Origin of the sequence: Oceanobacter sp. 1_MG-2023 (assembly GCF_030689025.1) — a bacterium.
In the GTDB taxonomy this organism is placed as follows: Bacteria; Pseudomonadota; Gammaproteobacteria; order Pseudomonadales; family Oceanobacteraceae; genus Oceanobacter.
On the sequence record NZ_JAUYWA010000005.1, the window covers coordinates 151,995 to 168,233 of the forward strand.

The following is a 16,239-nucleotide window of genomic DNA, read 5'->3' on the forward strand; positions in this document are numbered from 1 at the left end:
TATGTTTAAAGGGTTATTTATCCCGATCTTCTGAACTCCTGCCAAAGTCACGATTATCTCGCCCTGTTTTCGGGCCTCCCGCACAAACCGAGTGCTCTAATTCAGACCATTTGATAAAAACTAAGTATCAAAAAAGACATAAATCATTGTTATCTAACATAAATTTCTTATTGGCATAGTTGCTGCTTTTGTTTCTTTGTTCGGAAACGGTGGGCGATTGGTATCGCCTGCGGATTCTTCAGATCAGGTAACTGATCAAATCAGTACCTGAATTTCAGTCGGAGGATGCAATCGTATGACGCTTCAATATGTTCCTATCATCGATCTTGGCCCTTATTTTGATGGCACGGCCGAAGGCAAGGCCAGCGTGGCCAAGGCCGTGAATCAGGCTTGCCGGGATATTGGTTTCCTGGTCATTACCCAACACCAGATCCCTGCAGAGCTGATCGAGCGGGTCAGCAAACTGACCAGCCGCTTCTTCGACCTGCCCATGGAAGAAAAACGCAAAGCCAACCGTCCCCGTCCCGACATGGTGCGCGGCTACAGCGCGGTAGCAGAAGAGAGCCTGTCGTACTCCATGGAAGAAGCCGCTCCGGGCGACCTGAAAGAATCCTTCTCCATCGGGCCATTGAATGTGCCGGATGAACCTTATTACTCCGAAGCCATGGCCGGGCCGCATTTTGCCCCCAATGTCTGGCCGACAACGCTGCCTGGATTTGAGGAAGCGTACGCGGAATATTTTGCTGCCATGGGCGACCTGGCCCGCAGCGTGATGCGTATTTTTGCCCTGTCACTGGAAATGCCAGAGACCTTTTTCGACGACAAGATCGACAAGCACATCAGTATGTTCCGCAGCCTGCGTTATCCGCACTTGAAAGAAGGCATCGAAGAAGGTCAGTTACGGGCCGGTGCTCACTCCGATTATGGCAGCCTCACCATCGTCAAACCCGACAGCGCCCAGGGTGGTCTGCAAGTTTGCAACCGCGAAGGCGAATGGGTCGATGTGCCTTATGTGGAAGACGGTTTTGTCGTCAACATTGGCGACCTGATGATGCAGTGGACCAACGACCAATGGATCTCAACCCTGCACCGGGTGGTGAATCCTCCGGAAGACGTCGACGGCGACCAGCAACGCCAGTCACTGGTGTTCTTCCACCAGCCGAACTACGACGTCATGGTGGAGTGCTTGCCCAGCTGTGTGCCAGAAGGCGAAGAACCTCGCTACGCCCCGGTTAGCTCCGGCGACCATCTGCAATCCAAATTCGTCCGCCAAACCACCTTTGGCGGCAACAAGGTAGCCTGATATGAGCACACTTTCTTACGTCAACGTATTCGCCAAAGACATCGTCGCCCTGAGTGGTTTTTATCAGCGCGTCTTCGACTTCCCGGAAGTGGAAGCCATCCGCTCGCCGATATTTCGTGGCATCGATGCCGGCAGCTGCTGCATCGGCTTCAATGCGCTGGATGCCTACGAATTGCTGCACCTGAGCGAGTACGCCGACACCTCCGGCTGCAAGTTTTTACTGAATATCGACGTCGACAGTCCCGAAGAGGTCGACCGTATGGTACCGATCGCCTGTGCTGCAGGCGCGACCATGATCAAGGCTCCCTATACCACGTACTACAACTGGTATCAGGCCGTTTTGCTTGACCCGGAAGGCAATGTCTTCCGTATCAACCACATGCTTTAAGCAGGGCTCTACCTACCGCACGACCTCCAACGACTCACCGCAAGAAGGATTGTGACAATGAAGAAACTGCTCACGGGCACATTATGTGCCCTGGCCGCATGCGCCATGACGACCTCCGTGTCAGCGGAAGATGCTGGTTTTACCCTGAAAGGCCCGGCGAAAATCGCCATGCTGTATATCAGCCCGCGTAACGATGGCGGCTGGACTCAGGCCTTCGACGAAGCACGCCAGCGTCTGGAAGACGATATCGACCAGAAAATCCAGTACGTGGAAAGCGTCCCGGAAACAGCCTCCGCGATCAAACCCACCGTTGAGCGTCTGATCCAGCGTGGCTCCAACATCATTATCGGTACCGCCTTTGGTTACTCCGATACCTTCAAGGAACTGGCCGACAAGTACCCGGATGTCGCATTCCTGAACGGTTCCGGTACCACCAATTCAGACAACCTTGAATCCTTCTACGGCCGTACCTACGAAAGCCAGTACCTGTGTGGCATGGCAGCCGGTGCCGCTTCACCGACCGGCAAGCTCGGATTTGTTGCCGCCAACCCGTTTGGCCAGGTTAACTGGACCGTTAACGCCTTCGCCATGGGTGCCCAGCAAATCAACCCGGACGCCACCGTCACCGTTATCTACACCGGAGCCTGGAACGACCCGGTCAAGGAACGCGCAGCGGCAACAGCGCTGATTGACCAGGGTGCTGATGTAATTGGCCAGCACGTGGACAGCCCGACCCCACAGATCGTCGCACAAGAACGTGGCGTCTATGGCACCGGTCACCACCGTGATATGAGCGAGTTTGCCCCGAAAGCGACCGTGTGTTCTTCGGTTTGGGTCTGGGATCGTTTCCTTGCCCCTGAACTGAAAAAAATCATGGCCGGTGGCTGGCAGCCAGCCGAACATGGCGCGCTGCTGTCGATGGAAGAAGGCGGTACCGACGTCTCCTGCTGTGGCAGCGACATTATCAGCAAAGAAGATGAAGCCAAAATCATGGCCGCTCGTGACGAACTGCTGAAAGGTGACAAGCTGATCTACGCCGGGCCAATCTCGGATCGTGATGGCAACATCAAGGCAGCCAAAGGCGAAAGTCTGTCTGATGGGGAACTGTGGTCCATGGACTGGTTCGTCAAGGGCGTGGTTACCCAGCAATGAGCAACAAGAACGCGATCCAACTCGATGCCGTCAGCAAATCCTTTGACGGCTTCAAGGCTCTTTCCGAGGCTTCCTTTACAGCTCGATGGGGCGAGGTCCATGCCTTGCTGGGCGAGAATGGCGCTGGCAAGTCATCACTGATGAACATTGCTGCCGGACTGTACGCACCAGAAACCGGATCGCTGTTCATTGATGACAACCTGGTGCGCCTCAAGGGGCCACTGGATGCATCCACCCAGGGTATCGGCATGGTGCATCAGCATTTCAAGCTGGTTAAACCCTTCAGCGTGGCGGAAAACATTCTGTTGGGCCTGCGTAATGACCAGGCCCTCAGTTTCCGCCAACGTCTGCAGCAAACCGCCGAGGAGATCAAGACCACGGCGGCCAGGCTGGGGTTTACCATTGACCCGTTTGCGCGGGTCGATCAGCTGTCGGTCGCCGAACAGCAGCGCGTTGAGATTCTCAAAGTGCTGCTGGCCGGTGCCCGCATCCTGATTCTGGATGAACCAACCGCCGTACTCACCGATGCGGAAGCAGAAAACCTGCTGACCACGGTACAGAATTTTGCTCACCAGGAAGGCGCTGCGGTCATTCTGGTGACGCACAAGATGAACGACGTTATGCGCTACGCCGACGAAGTGACGGTCATGCGTACCGGTCGCACCGTCGCCAGCCTCAAGCCGCAATCGGTAACGGTTGGCGAGCTGGTCAAGCTGACCGTTGGCGACGCCCCGACCCCACCCCAGGTTCCTGCCAGCCGGGCAGCCGGTGAGGTCAAGCTGGAAGTCAGCGAGCTGTGCTCAACCAATCCCAATGCGCCGATACTGCGCGGCGTTAACCTGAGCCTGCACGCCGGAGAAATCTACGGCATTGCCGGGGTGGGCGGTAACGGTCAAAGCGAACTGGCCGGAGCCTTGATGGGCCTGCCAGAACCGGTCAGCGGCTCGATGCAGCTGGTTGGTGAAGGCGATTTGCGCGACCTCAGCGCCAGCCGACGGCGCGAACTGGGTATTGCCTGTATTCCCGCTGACCGTTATTCCGCCGCCCTGGCTGCACCGCTGTCGATCAGTGACAACTTCGCCATGGGCGAGATTCACAGCGGCCGGTACGGGCCGTTCTGGTTTCTGCGCCGCCGCCGGATCGAAGCCGATACCGCCGCCGCCGTCAGCGAATTTGATGTCCAGGGGGTGCGCTCACTGCAACAGAAAGCCGCGCTGCTGTCGGGTGGCAACGCCCAGAAACTGGTGATCGCTCGCGAGTTCAGCCGCCAGCCACAACTGGTGATTGTTCACAGCCCCAGCCGGGGGCTGGATGTGCGCGCCACTCTGGCCGTACACCAGCGCTTGCGCAGCGCCCGGGATGCCGGAGCAGCCGTGTTGCTGATCAGCGAAGACCTGGATGAAGTAATGGCGCTGGCAGATCGCATTGGCGTGATGTCAGCAGGACGTATTATCGGCGAGTTTGCCCAACCGGCAGACCGTCAGGCAATTGGGCAAGCCATGGTGAACCATGTTTGATGCAACGAATTTTCAACCCTTGCTGGCACGGCGTTATACGCTGGAAGTACGTCAGCAGATGGCCTGGTACTGGCAGGCGCTAGTGATTGCCCTGGCCTTGCTGGTCGGCCTGCTGATTTCAGCAGCGATTCTGGTGGTGGCCGGAGTGCCTGCGGGCGAACTGCTCAATGAGTTTGTTATTCTGACGCTGTTTGATGCACAAAGCCTGCGGGCCGTGCTGTTTCAGGCCGCGCCGCTGATTATGGTCGGCCTGGCTGGCTGCGTTGCGTTCCGGGCGCGGTTCTGGAACCTCGGCCTGGAAGGGCAGATGATCTGGGGAGCTATCGGCGCGACTGCGATTTCGCTGTTCGAGATCGGGCCACCGTCGATGCGCTTGCCCTTGATGCTGCTCAGTGCCGTGGTCTGTGGCCTGATCTGGGCGCTGGCGCCGGTATTACTGAAGCTGCACCTCAAGGTGAACGAAATCATTTCGACCCTGATGCTCAACTACATCGCGCTGAATTTCTTGCTGCATCTGGTATACGGCGACTGGAAAGACCCCCGTGACAATTTCCCCTACTCCCCTCAGTACCGGGTATTCGAACGCCTGCCCGATGTCTTTGACGGACTCAGCCTGGCGATTGTGCTGGCCACCCTGGTTGCCTTTCTGGTGCTCTGGTTTACCAACGTCTCCCGGGCTGGGCTGTACCTGCGTTTTGTCGACAACAGTCCCGGTGTGGCCCGTGCCGTGGGGGTGCCGGTTAATCGGGTAATCCTTGGTACCGTACTGTTGTCCGGAGCGCTGGCCGGGCTGGCCGGTTTTATGATTACTGCCGGACAGGAAGGCCGCCTGACCCATTCGTTCTACGTTGGCTATGGCTTCTCGGGAATCCTGATTGCCTTTCTGGCCCGTAACCAACCGATCGCCGCCACCGTAGTGGCGCTGTTGGTCGCGACACTGTTTGTCGCAGGTCGCAGTTTGCAGGTGTTCTACCAGATTCCTTTCTCCATGGTGCAGCTGATCCAGGCCATTCTGGTGATTTGTGTTGCCTCTTCCGAGTTCTTTATTCGTCACCGTATTCGCCGTATTCAAGGAGGGCAGAGCTGATGAGCCTGATCGCAAGCTGGATCGGTAATATCCCCGACTTTGCCGTGCCTTTTGCATTGGCAGCCCTGGGGCTGATCATTATTGAACGCTCCGGAGTTCTGGCCCTGGGTGCTGAAGGTTTGATGCTGGTCGGTGCCATGTCCGGCATCGGTGCTTCCCTGATGACTGACGGCTCCACCGTTGCCGCCTTGATCATGGCGATGATCGCCGCCGCCGTGGTATCGCAGCTATTCGCCCTGATGGTGCTGATCATGCGTATTAACCAGGTGATTGCCGGGCTGGCGCTGGTGTTCTTCTGCCAGGGTCTGACCGGGCTGTGTGGCACCTTGATGAACTGGACCAGCCGACCTGTGTCCGGCCTCTCAGACCTGTCGTTATGGCCGCTGTCGGAACTGCCTGTTCTCGGCAAACTGTTTATTCAGGACCCGGTGGTCTATCTGACGCCTATTATCTTCCTGTTGGTGGTGCTGGTACTGAACCGCACTGTACTCGGTTTACGCTTGCGTGCCGTGGGTGAAAACCCCCAGGCCGCCGACGCCGCCGGGATTCCGGTATTGGCTTACCGCTGTGCTGCAATTGCCGCCGGGTCAGCCCTGATTGGTCTGGCCGGTGCCTATATTTCGGTATTAAGCACCAAGATGTGGCTGGCGGATATGGTCGGTGGACGCGGCTGGATTGCCGTCGCACTGGTGATTTTTGCCCGTTGGTCTCCCTGGAAAGCCCTCGCCGGGGCGGTGCTGTTTGGCTGTATCGAAGCGCTGATTCCACAGATGGCCGCCTCCGGCATTCGCCTGCCACAATATTTTGTCTTTATGACGCCCTATGCTGTCACCCTTGGCGTAATGATCTGGGTGGCCGTTGCCAGCCGTGATAACAGCAGCCAGCCCGGTGCGCTGGGCGAACCCTTTATTCGTGAAGAGCGCCGCTGAAGCGGCGTGCTCACCCTATTACAGACACACTACAGACAACAGGATATTTGCATGAAAGGTGTAGCTTTGATTACTGGAGCCACTTCCGGTTTCGGTGCCGCCAGTGCCCGCCATTTGGCCGCACAAGGTTGGCCACTGATTATTTGTGGTCGTCGTCAGGAACGCCTCGACGCCCTCGCCGACGAACTGTCTTCGACTACGCCCGTATTGGCTTTGAAAATGGACGTACGGGATGCCGACGCCGTCAAGCACGCTATTGATGAATTACCCGACGCTTTTGCCGGTATTCAATTACTGGTCAACAACGCCGGTCTGGCCTTGGCCCCCGGCCCGGCGCAGCAATCCGACCTGGCCGACTGGCACACCATGATCGACACCAATATCACCGGCCTGGTCAACGTCACCCACGCGGTACTGCCACGACTGATCGAATGGGGTGTTGGAGCCAGTGTTATCAATATCGGCTCCACCGCAGCGGGCAATCCTTACCCGGGCAGCCACGTTTACGGCGCCAGCAAGGCCTTTGTGCAACAGTTTTCTTTTAACCTGCGCTGCGACCTGCAAGGCACCGGAGTACGCGTTACCGACCTGTCACCGGGTATCGCCGAAACCGAATTCAGCCTGGTACGTAACGCCGGAGATGCCGATGCCGCCGATGCCGTATATCAGGACACCGTGCCATTAACCGCCAATGATGTTGCCGAACAGGTCGCCTATATCGCCGCCCTGCCGGTACATATGAACATCAACCGCATGGAAATCGTCCCCGTCCGCCAGGCCTGGGGCCCTTACGCCATTCACCGCGACCCCGCCGAATAGATATTTGCGAACAGGAACTTGCGGCCCCGGTGATCATCCCTGCGGTGATCGCCATACGGGGCGCAAACCGATAGATTCCGCAAATCACCTGCCTCCCTGAAGGGCACTGCACTAACCGCATTGCCCTTTTTTGGTGTGTCATCCGCGGCCAATAACACATGCAATATCGCTCAGAAAGCGATCCTGCCGTTATTATGGGCACGGTGGCAAAAAATAAAGCATTGGCCTGTTTCATGCTTGTAATATTGGCAAGGGTAATGCGATAACCCGTCGCCAGAACACCCGAACAAGTCCAGCAAGGCAATCAATCGCCCGAGCGCTGGCAACAAACAGGTTTTAGAGCTGGTTGAAACGGATTTCGGCCCCCTATTCAACACAACTGCGTCACGATGTCGGGCGATTGGCATGAACATCACGCGGTTGTGGCAAGCCACTGGAACTGCATTGGTTCCAGCTTCAGGTCATCGCGCCACGAATATTCCCGCCCAGGCCACTTTGGCCATGGGCTGCACTCATTACCGACGCACAATATAAACAATAAAAACCAGGGTATTCGATATAAAACCGGATTGGGCAGCGCCATAACCGGGCCTGATATATCTGAGACTAAAGACTGGCAAAACCTGTCGAATATAAGGAAAAAAAACACCCACCACATCAGTCAAAAGAATGGTTACGCAATATTCTCCGGCTGCTTCACAACCTTTCTATAAAGTCCAAAATCCGTCCGATTTTACGGGCAAGATGACTTATCCATTACTCTGAAAACACCCATTCATCACCCGACCCCAATGCTTATGGACTGTCATGATTCCGCTCTCACCCCGGCACTCATTACATCAACAGAGCCCTTCGCTGCGACTCGCCACGGCTTGAACACAGCCGCTGATATACACTTCCAGAATCTTGCAGTGCAAGATGCGTCGGAGCAGGCGCTGGTACAAGACTGGCTACCGATTTCAATTGATCAGGTCAGCAGCGGTCGCTATGCCGGGCGCTATCAGGAACTCAATCTGCCGGGCATCAAGATGGTGATCGAGCGCCAGAACTGCACAGTGCACAAACGTTTCACCATGGATAAGAAATATTGCACTCTTTCCTATGTCCGCGGCACCCTCGATACCGCCCGGGTCTCTGAATATCAGGCCAACCATAAGGCGCTGTTTCTGATCCCTGCCGGAACCGAGGCGGATGTGCATGTCGGTGGTGAAGCCGAAACGGTGTATTTTCGCTTCGATCAGGAGCATTTTCAGCAACAGATGATGATTATTGACCCTGAGCGCCGGGAAGGCCCCGACACCCCTGAGCTGATGTGCCTTGAAACCCCGGGACAGGCTCAGCTGGATCAGCATATCAACCAGTTGCTGCACCACATAAGCCTCGGTCAGCCGTGCCTGACCCCTGCGGGTATAGAACGCTACCTCACCGACAACCTGATGATGATGTTGCAGTCGTCACGGCCGCAGCCGGATATCATGCACTCCAGCATCAGTAGCCGCCGTCGGGCTGTCCGGCTGGTGCATCATGTTTGTGCTTATCTGGAAGCGGTACCCAATGCCGACGCCAGCCCAGGTATTGTCGATCTGTGTCGCGAAACCAGTGTCAGTGAACGTACCCTGCAATACAGCTTCAAGACTCAGCTGGGAATGTCTCCCAATACCTACCTGCGCCTGTTTCGTCTTAACCGGGTACGCGCACTCTTGCTTCACCCTCCGTATCACACCATCACCGTCACGGAAGCAGCCATGCGCTGGCATTTTTTGCACCTTGGCCGCTTTGCCCGTGACTACACCGCCCTGTTTGGTGAATCACCTTCCAGCACCCTGCGCCGGGCCATTGCCTGACTCCGCTCTGGCTGTAACCACTCCGGCCACCGATGGCAGCAGACCCAATCCAGAGGAACCCAAACCAGAAGACCGGAACCCAAACCCAAAAACGTGATGCCTGCTGTCAAACGCAGACATGCCAGCAGATATCTCGCAGATAACGCCGAAAATATTCACAACCGGACAGAACCCTGACCAGCACAAATAAAAGACAAAACGGCTACCATATTCCTTTATATCGCTTCAAATATCTCAGACCAATAAAGCCAATATGACAAATCCGACCATTTGTTTGCATTTATGGCGATTTATAAAAAACAAACGGCACAGAAAAATTCAACCTCAGAACTATATTAAACCTTGATGTCAAATCGATATATTTATAATTATATTTGTAATAAATATGTCGTTTGTTTGTAAGAACCCGTCACTACCATGCGTCGATTTCTCACACCCTAGGAATCAGAACATGTTCAAGAAAAGGATAATTTCATTAACTGTATTCGGTTTGCTGACTGCATGTGCCGGAGATGACGGCGACAATGGAAACGAAGGTTTCAACAGCCTGGTAAACCATGAGCTGGTTGCATTTGGCGATAATGAGTGTGTATTTGGTGGTGTAAAAATCGAATCCGGTTTGGATGCCGATGCCGATGGCACCCTGTCAGAGAGCGAAGTGGCTCAGACAACGTATGATTGCGACGCAAATACCGTTGGTGTCAATGGCTCGACATTACCCTACACCGTATTACGTAGCGACATTGAAGACGGTGCAAAACCGGGCGCTCTGTTCGAGATTCGTAATGGCGGCTACGGCTCTGACATGGTTAAGCACCCAACCAATGCCAGCCAGTTTTATGCCCTGACCGACCGTGGACCAAACGCTGTTTACACTGGCGACCAGGGTACCGGTAAAATATTCCCGGTAGAAGATTACACTCCACGCATCGGCTTATTTGAAATTCAGGACAATGGCGATGTAAAACTGATCCAGGAAACTCTATTAAAACGTCCAGACGGCACCTTAATAACCGGCTTGCCCAATAACTCCGCGCTAGGCGGTACCGGTGAAACACCTTACGCCGTATTGGACGATGGCACTGTCGAAGTGCTTCGTGAAGATATGAGCCAGCCTTACGATGAAACGACCAATCCTATCCTGCTGGATGATTATGGACTGGATGGCGAAGGCATGGTCGCGCTTTCTGATGGTACCTTCTGGGTAAGCGACGAATATGGCCCACACATGGTTCACTTCGACGCTGACGGTAATGAAATCGATCGTATTAATGCCTTTGCCGATGATGACCGCGTATCGATCAATCTGCCTGCAGAATTTTCCAATCGCCGAGCCAATCGCGGCATGGAAGGTTTAGCCGTAACACCAGATGAAAAAACACTGGTCGGCATCATGCAATCCACCATGTATAACCCAAGCAGCGCAGTAAAAGACCTGGATATCGTGCGTATTGTTACAGTCAATACAGAAACAGGCAGCGTGGCGCAGTACCTCTACCGCCAGGAGAAAACACAAAACTCCCAGTCGGGTATTGTTGCTCTCAGCGCCACTGAATTTGTTGTGATCGAACGTGATGGTGCTTTCTTCGCCTCCGATGCCAGCGCCATGAAATACCTGTATAAAATTGATATCAGTAACGCTACCGACCTGGAAAGCATTACCGATTCAGGATCATGGGTTCAGGATGCCGAGCTTGGGTTAACCAAAGACGGACAAACTCTGGAAGAAGTTGTACTGAATGAAGGCTGGACAGGTTTAAATACCATTACACCGGTTACCAAAACCTTCCTGGTTGATTTGGTGGCAGAAGTTCAATACCCGCACGACAAGCTTGAAGGCATGTGGCTGATTAACGATTCAACCATTGCTGTTATCAATGATGATGACTTTGCAACCTGGTCAACCAGCGGCGTGCTGGAACAAAAATACCTGGACGCAGGACAAACCGAGATTGATGCCAACACCGTCTATATTATTGAAGACCTGGATCTTTAATATAATCGGTTGAGTGTTTTAAAAAACCCATATCTGCGCTGCAGATATGGGTTTTTTATTCATACAGAAAGTTTTATATAGGAATTTCTCCGAAAATATAAATACAATCAGTAAATAGCTTATTGACAAGAATATTGGATTTAATATCGAATTCTATATTTGATAACATATACACCATTACTTGACACTGTGCTAACACCCAAATAATGAAGTCATCCTAATTCAAATGAAATCGGTAAATCCGGCCGTTTTCATTTACTTCCGCTACTTTCCTTAATGCTTCTGTAGCGGATAAACCAAATTTTCCCGTCAATACAACAAACAGATGATAAAATTCGGATTTCAAATCAGCAGCAAACACTCCAGGATCATCTGACCCTAGACAAATAGACATGGATATATCGCCGTCAATCGCCTCTCCAGGCAACCCCATCCATCGAAATATATGGTGCTCACTTACGTCACGGTATTGGCTTATTCTAGTATTACTGGTCGGTGGGCATTCAATGGCAATATTCTTTTGGGCAAGTTTTGCCATGACTGCCTGTTGCAATACAATCAAAGCATTATCAGGTAGAGCTGTCATATCAACATCAATATATTCTTGTCGCTGTTCACGAATTTCTGTAGACCTAAGCCATTCCTTATACAACCTTAATGGCCGTTTCATATAAGTTAAGCGCAAACATTCATGCACACGTTCATGTTCTTCTGTCCACAAGGACGCAGGCTGCAAAGGTCCATCAATCTCACCAAGTAACCCTTCAGCTTCAGGTAGTAAATCACGCAAATTAAAGAGCTGATCCAGTGTAGTGATTGATATTTCTTCTTCCAACCCAAAAACTTCCTGAGCCAGTTGCACTGCCTGCATTGCGGCATCATGAGCATAACGTAATAATTCAGGATGATTTTTCAATTCCCTCCAGATAAATACCAAATCCAGCAAGCGAGTTTCTTTCGTGATTGCCAACTTGGGTGGTAGCGACCGCTTCCAGATAGCGGGAGTGATGCCGATTGCCGTGCAATGCCCCAGCCGATCACCATTTCTAAGTGGCAAAAATCGAATGGCGTCATCAATTGAACGAACACCACTGATAAGATGAGGAAAGTCTTCACCGACGTGATACGTAATATGACTGATTCCAGCTCGCGACAATACACGGAACAAAGGTGCAAAGACTTCTGGTGGTGCGTGCATTTCATTCGCGGCAGCATCAATACCTCGTACCCAGCGAGTCAAGCGAGGGTCATGTTGTAGCAGCTCCATCAAAATAGCTGCCCTGGTTTTTAAATCTTTAAATAGTATCGCGTATGGGTAAACCTCATTATTTTTCTGTTGTTGTTTGATAAAATGAGGGACTAAAGCCAACTGAGCAACTCGGTTATCAACACCTATATTTTCCAGATTATCCAAAACCTGATAGAGACTAAGAGGGTTAGTGTGAGGCCAGTCATTATTATTATACAAACACAAATACTCCCAATATCCACGGAGAATACTAAACAACAGTTTCTGCATTTTCACTGATGTATCTTTTGGTGCAAAACGCCCCTCCAGATAAAAGGTTTGAGAGTGTTCACCACTACCATGAGCATTTTTAAAACGCGACAAATATGTCTTTTCTGTTTCCTCCCGCAATTCAGTAGTCGTGTATTTCTGAAACTGGTCAAACCCAAAGAAGTCATCACGCTGTACTAATAACGTCAAATACTGATTTTGAATCAGTAAATAGATCCACAACAATCGTTCCAATTCTTTCGGAGCACCATATTTCCAGCGTTCGAACAATTTAACCAACAAGCAGTATTCAGATATCTGGCTATATTTATTATCAGATGGCCATGAAGTTGTAAAAAAGTATTCCTCCATTGTTCCATTTTCTTGTTTGTGCCATAAGCTGTTTTCTTTTAACTGGTCAGGGTGCTCCAAAGCCGATAACCAATCTGGTAGTATCATCCCTTGTGCAACTCGGCATAGTATCTCCCGAATATTGTCTGCTATTTTCAAACGCATACTCAATGTCTTAGGAGTCAGCGAGAAATCTACCTGGCGACAAAGTTGACGCAACATCGAGAATTTATGAAATGCTTTTTCAAACTCCTTAACAGAGAGATCCGGAGACGCCAAAGTATCCAGCCAGCATTCCTCAGCACTAGTACTGCCATTCAGATGCTGATGAGATTCATGCAACTGCTCACAGCGGATATAATCTTCCACTCCTGGGTGATACGGATACAGAGGCCAATGAAAATCGTATTGCTGATTGGCAGCTCCAGGATTAAAAACCTGATGACAAGCCATGACTGGCAAGCAAGAAATCCGGCTCATCAATGTCTGCCAAGTTGAATACAAACCTAAATCTGCCTTAGGCCCATCTTTTTCGTTTTTCACGAATATTTTGGCGATATTACGTAGCGCCGCTATAGGTCCTAGTGATAGATGTTGTCTTTTCAGGCTCTGCTGTAAAGACAACCACTCTGCCTTAGCAATATGATCAGGAAAATTTCTATCCAGTTCATACTGAGTCAGAAATATCGAAGTCTCTACCTGCTCATCAGTAATCTTTTCAGAAAAACAGGTTGTCAATAATTCGTGTAGCAAGTGGGTAGAACTGATTATATATCTTTCCATGCCTGCCCACTTGTAAATATATTTAAAAAGCCACGACAAATAAATATTTTATTGAGCATCATCACTCAAACCCCCTGTACTTTTTGAATTGCCTCTTGGAGTGCTTGTATCATACTTGGCGCCAGCTATACTTGCACAGTTCAATGTTTTTATCGAAAACGATGATTCTAATTTATTGGTACTATTATTTAAATCATCAAATCTTAATCCATGAAAATCAGTCTCACCAAGAACTTTTAATACGATGTCATAAAACTTCTGCTCGCTAGAACGCATCGTATCGACACTCATTCCCCCTACAGGAAATAAAAATGGGTGTAATAGTGGGCATTTTATCAGAAAATAAAAAATTGGATGAGAACTAACCCATGATTTCCCAGCGCTGTCCAATTTTTTATTAATTTCCTCAAGCTTTTCAGTAAATACATCCACAGAGGTCACGGGATTCAATCGAAGGCCACTTCCAAGATATTCTTTTTCACTTGCAGCATGATATAAATCTTCCTCAACCAAGACGGCATGAAGAAAAGCCAATACATTAAACCGCATGATTTTGGCAGCGTTAGACTGACTTGCCATAGCACCGCCATCAGCATCACTGTGGAGTCTTACTCTATGTTTGTCAGCAATATTATTAAGATTAAAATACAACCGTGTCCATATTTTACCAATAAGTATAGATGATGGTTTTATATTTTTCTGATGTTCATGAACATATTCCACCCATTTTTCAAGAGACTCAATAGCGTCTGTGAACTCATTATTTACACCTGAATATTTTTTGTATCCATCACTATCACTCACGTCATCTATCAAATAATCTTCTTGGATTGTTTCATCACTGCCGCTTTTCATTTTTGCTAACTCTGCTTCATTTTTCCAAGGCGGAACAATACAAGTAGGTTGAGATATTATTTTATTAAATGACTTCACAAATGAAGCGGTCTTGGATTCCCCGTCTTCTCCTGCATATGAAGAAGACAAATCAGAAATCGCACCAATCAAGTTAAAAACACTTGTATAGTCTGTCAAATTACTTCCAGATACAGAACTCAAAGATGCTGCCATGGAAGCCTTCGCCAAACCATTTTCCTGATTCAACTTAAATGCCGAATATGTATCTGCTTTCTTGCCACCTTTGCGATTTAACTGAACCATTCCTAAAAAGACACCAATATTAGCATAACCAGATATAACAGCGCAGCATCGATTTGCCCAATGAGTAGCGCTCTCTCTACGTCCTACCGACATATATGAGACATAGCTATTAGCTATTTGATCATCAGTCTGACCTTGAATTTTAGAGACCCCCAAATTCATAACAAATTGATTAAATATGCTAATAGATCCACACCCAACCAAAAGCATTTGAAGAACTTTGGACAAATCCCTTTGACAAATAGCTCCAACCTGAGCAGAAAGATATATCGAACAATTCCTCAGGGCTTCAGAGTCTGATTGTGGCCTCAGATAAAATCCAGTATTAAGATCTTGATCCTGTCGAGTATATATAAATACATCCTTACAAATAGAATCCATTCCAAAACGATGTTGTTCATAATTTAAACCAGCCCTATAAATACTACTCAACATCGCGCCATATAAAGCATTGCGAAAAAGCAAAGGCTTATCCACACCAGTACTTATTTTCGTGTAATAGTCTTGCAAAACTTGCATTAACAGACGCACAGGTTGTTTAAGCATCTCATCAACATAAATATTCAAATCCGAATAAGATCTAATATTCAAACCATCACGAACAGAATCTTCCAACGCCTTACGGATACCTACAGAGTCACCCGAATCTGTTATTATTAGTATTTCCTCATGCTCACTTAATTCTTGTCCTTTTTCACCAACCAATTGGAGCATGTTTTTCAATTGAATTCGTTTTTGAACTGGAAATATCTTCAACAAATACTGTTGTTCAAGGTGCTCGACCATATATCCACGTTCTGCAGTTCTTTTTGTCTCACTTTCCTGCTCCAATAAAACCTGACTATAATTTTCATATTGTTTACCCCGAATCAGTTGTGAATAAAGCCGAAGATCTCCTGTTGCTATAACTATCAATCTATTACTATTAAAGAATTTTCGAATCGACTCCAACACAGTCCAGCCTGTATCAAACTGAGTGTCAATATCATCAAATGAAATAAGAATTGCTTTACATTCCAAAATATCACATGCCAACTCCACTAACGTCCCAAAGATGGCCGATAGATCCTGCCCACCCATGGAGTATTCAAGTTGAGCATTCAACTGTAGAGCTTCACTAAAATATTCTGGTTTGTATTCTTTATCATTCAATAAACGTAATCCACGCTCCAGTTGCTGAAGTTGCTGTTGCCACTTTTCTTTGTTCGGTTTGTTTTTATCTGATGACCAACAGCCTTTGAATTTTTTTGAAACCACATAATTCAAACGAGCGGTTACTGTAACCAAAATCGGTTCTGATCTTGGCAACTTAGTTGGATCAATTGGAGGCAGACATTTGTAGTGGTTCAATGATTCCGGACACCAACGTAGGTGGTAATATCGCCACCATAAACGAGGTGTCTGATGACCAGCA

Annotated in this window: 11 protein-coding genes; 9 read left to right on the plus strand and 2 right to left on the minus strand. The window is 49.7% G+C overall.

Going from position 1 to position 16,239, the window contains the following annotated elements; genetic code table 11:
* The first annotated feature begins 295 nt into the window (after positions 1 to 295).
* The 9 genes from Q8W22_RS05665 to Q8W22_RS05705 all read left to right on the plus strand — a co-directional run bounded on the left by Q8W22_RS05665 (position 296) and on the right by Q8W22_RS05705 (position 11,035).
* Complete coding sequence (locus Q8W22_RS05665; protein ID WP_303434703.1) at positions 296 to 1,303, plus strand: isopenicillin N synthase family oxygenase; 1,008 nt, start codon at positions 296 to 298, stop codon at positions 1,301 to 1,303.
* A gap of 1 nt (position 1,304) precedes the next feature.
* The gene (locus Q8W22_RS05670) at positions 1,305 to 1,691 is read left to right on the plus strand and encodes a VOC family protein (protein WP_303434704.1); all 387 of its coding nucleotides are present in this window, start codon (positions 1,305 to 1,307) and stop codon (positions 1,689 to 1,691) included.
* A gap of 57 nt (positions 1,692 to 1,748) precedes the next feature.
* On the plus strand, positions 1,749 to 2,843 hold the full coding sequence (locus Q8W22_RS05675) for a BMP family ABC transporter substrate-binding protein (protein WP_303434705.1): 1,095 nt from the start codon (positions 1,749 to 1,751) through the stop codon (positions 2,841 to 2,843).
* Positions 2,840 to 4,360 (plus strand): ABC transporter ATP-binding protein, encoded by a 1,521-nt coding sequence (locus tag Q8W22_RS05680; RefSeq protein WP_303434706.1) that lies wholly within the window; start codon positions 2,840 to 2,842, stop codon positions 4,358 to 4,360. Before Q8W22_RS05675 ends, Q8W22_RS05680 begins: the two co-directional genes overlap by 4 nt.
* Positions 4,353 to 5,447: an ABC transporter permease gene (locus tag Q8W22_RS05685; RefSeq protein WP_303434707.1), complete on the plus strand. Its 1,095-nt coding sequence runs from the start codon at positions 4,353 to 4,355 to the stop codon at positions 5,445 to 5,447. The genes Q8W22_RS05680 and Q8W22_RS05685 overlap by 8 nt, the downstream gene beginning before the upstream one ends.
* Positions 5,447 to 6,376, plus strand: a complete 930-nt coding sequence (locus Q8W22_RS05690; protein ID WP_305451788.1) for an ABC transporter permease — start codon at positions 5,447 to 5,449, stop codon at positions 6,374 to 6,376. Before Q8W22_RS05685 ends, Q8W22_RS05690 begins: the two co-directional genes overlap by 1 nt.
* Before the next feature lie 51 nt (positions 6,377 to 6,427).
* Positions 6,428 to 7,195, plus strand: a complete 768-nt coding sequence (locus tag Q8W22_RS05695) for an SDR family NAD(P)-dependent oxidoreductase (RefSeq protein WP_303434709.1) — start codon at positions 6,428 to 6,430, stop codon at positions 7,193 to 7,195.
* Between the two features lie 911 nt (positions 7,196 to 8,106).
* A complete protein-coding gene (locus Q8W22_RS05700; RefSeq protein WP_305451789.1) occupies positions 8,107 to 9,039 on the plus strand; it encodes a helix-turn-helix domain-containing protein in 933 nt (310 codons plus the stop codon).
* A gap of 451 nt (positions 9,040 to 9,490) precedes the next feature.
* Complete coding sequence (locus Q8W22_RS05705) at positions 9,491 to 11,035, plus strand: esterase-like activity of phytase family protein (protein ID WP_305415473.1); 1,545 nt, start codon at positions 9,491 to 9,493, stop codon at positions 11,033 to 11,035.
* 217 nt (positions 11,036 to 11,252) lie between these two features.
* On the opposite strand, the gene Q8W22_RS05710 is transcribed toward Q8W22_RS05705, so the two are convergent.
* Both Q8W22_RS05710 and Q8W22_RS05715 read right to left on the minus strand, forming a co-directional pair.
* Complete coding sequence (locus tag Q8W22_RS05710) at positions 11,253 to 13,667, minus strand: adenosine deaminase (protein ID WP_305451790.1); 2,415 nt, start codon at positions 13,665 to 13,667, stop codon at positions 11,253 to 11,255.
* A 48-nt stretch (positions 13,668 to 13,715) separates the two neighbouring features.
* Positions 13,716 to 16,112 carry an archaeal ATPase gene (locus tag Q8W22_RS05715; protein ID WP_305451791.1) on the minus strand — a complete coding sequence of 799 codons (2,397 nt, stop codon included), beginning with the start codon at positions 16,110 to 16,112 and terminating at the stop codon, positions 13,716 to 13,718.
* Positions 16,113 to 16,239: the final 127 nt, after the last annotated feature.

Coding starts and splice junctions, on each gene's coding strand:
- Q8W22_RS05710 (WP_305451790.1), bottom strand. CDS start 13,667: ATGGAAAGATATATAATCAGTTCTACCCACTTGCTACACGAATTATTG.
- Q8W22_RS05695 (WP_303434709.1), top strand. CDS start 6,428: ATGAAAGGTGTAGCTTTGATTACTGGAGCCACTTCCGGTTTCGGTGCC.
- Q8W22_RS05705 (WP_305415473.1), top strand. CDS start 9,491: ATGTTCAAGAAAAGGATAATTTCATTAACTGTATTCGGTTTGCTGACT.
- Q8W22_RS05680 (WP_303434706.1), top strand. CDS start 2,840: ATGAGCAACAAGAACGCGATCCAACTCGATGCCGTCAGCAAATCCTTT.
- Q8W22_RS05685 (WP_303434707.1), top strand. CDS start 4,353: ATGTTTGATGCAACGAATTTTCAACCCTTGCTGGCACGGCGTTATACG.
- Q8W22_RS05665 (WP_303434703.1), top strand. CDS start 296: ATGACGCTTCAATATGTTCCTATCATCGATCTTGGCCCTTATTTTGAT.
- Q8W22_RS05690 (WP_305451788.1), top strand. CDS start 5,447: ATGAGCCTGATCGCAAGCTGGATCGGTAATATCCCCGACTTTGCCGTG.
- Q8W22_RS05670 (WP_303434704.1), top strand. CDS start 1,305: ATGAGCACACTTTCTTACGTCAACGTATTCGCCAAAGACATCGTCGCC.
- Q8W22_RS05675 (WP_303434705.1), top strand. CDS start 1,749: ATGAAGAAACTGCTCACGGGCACATTATGTGCCCTGGCCGCATGCGCC.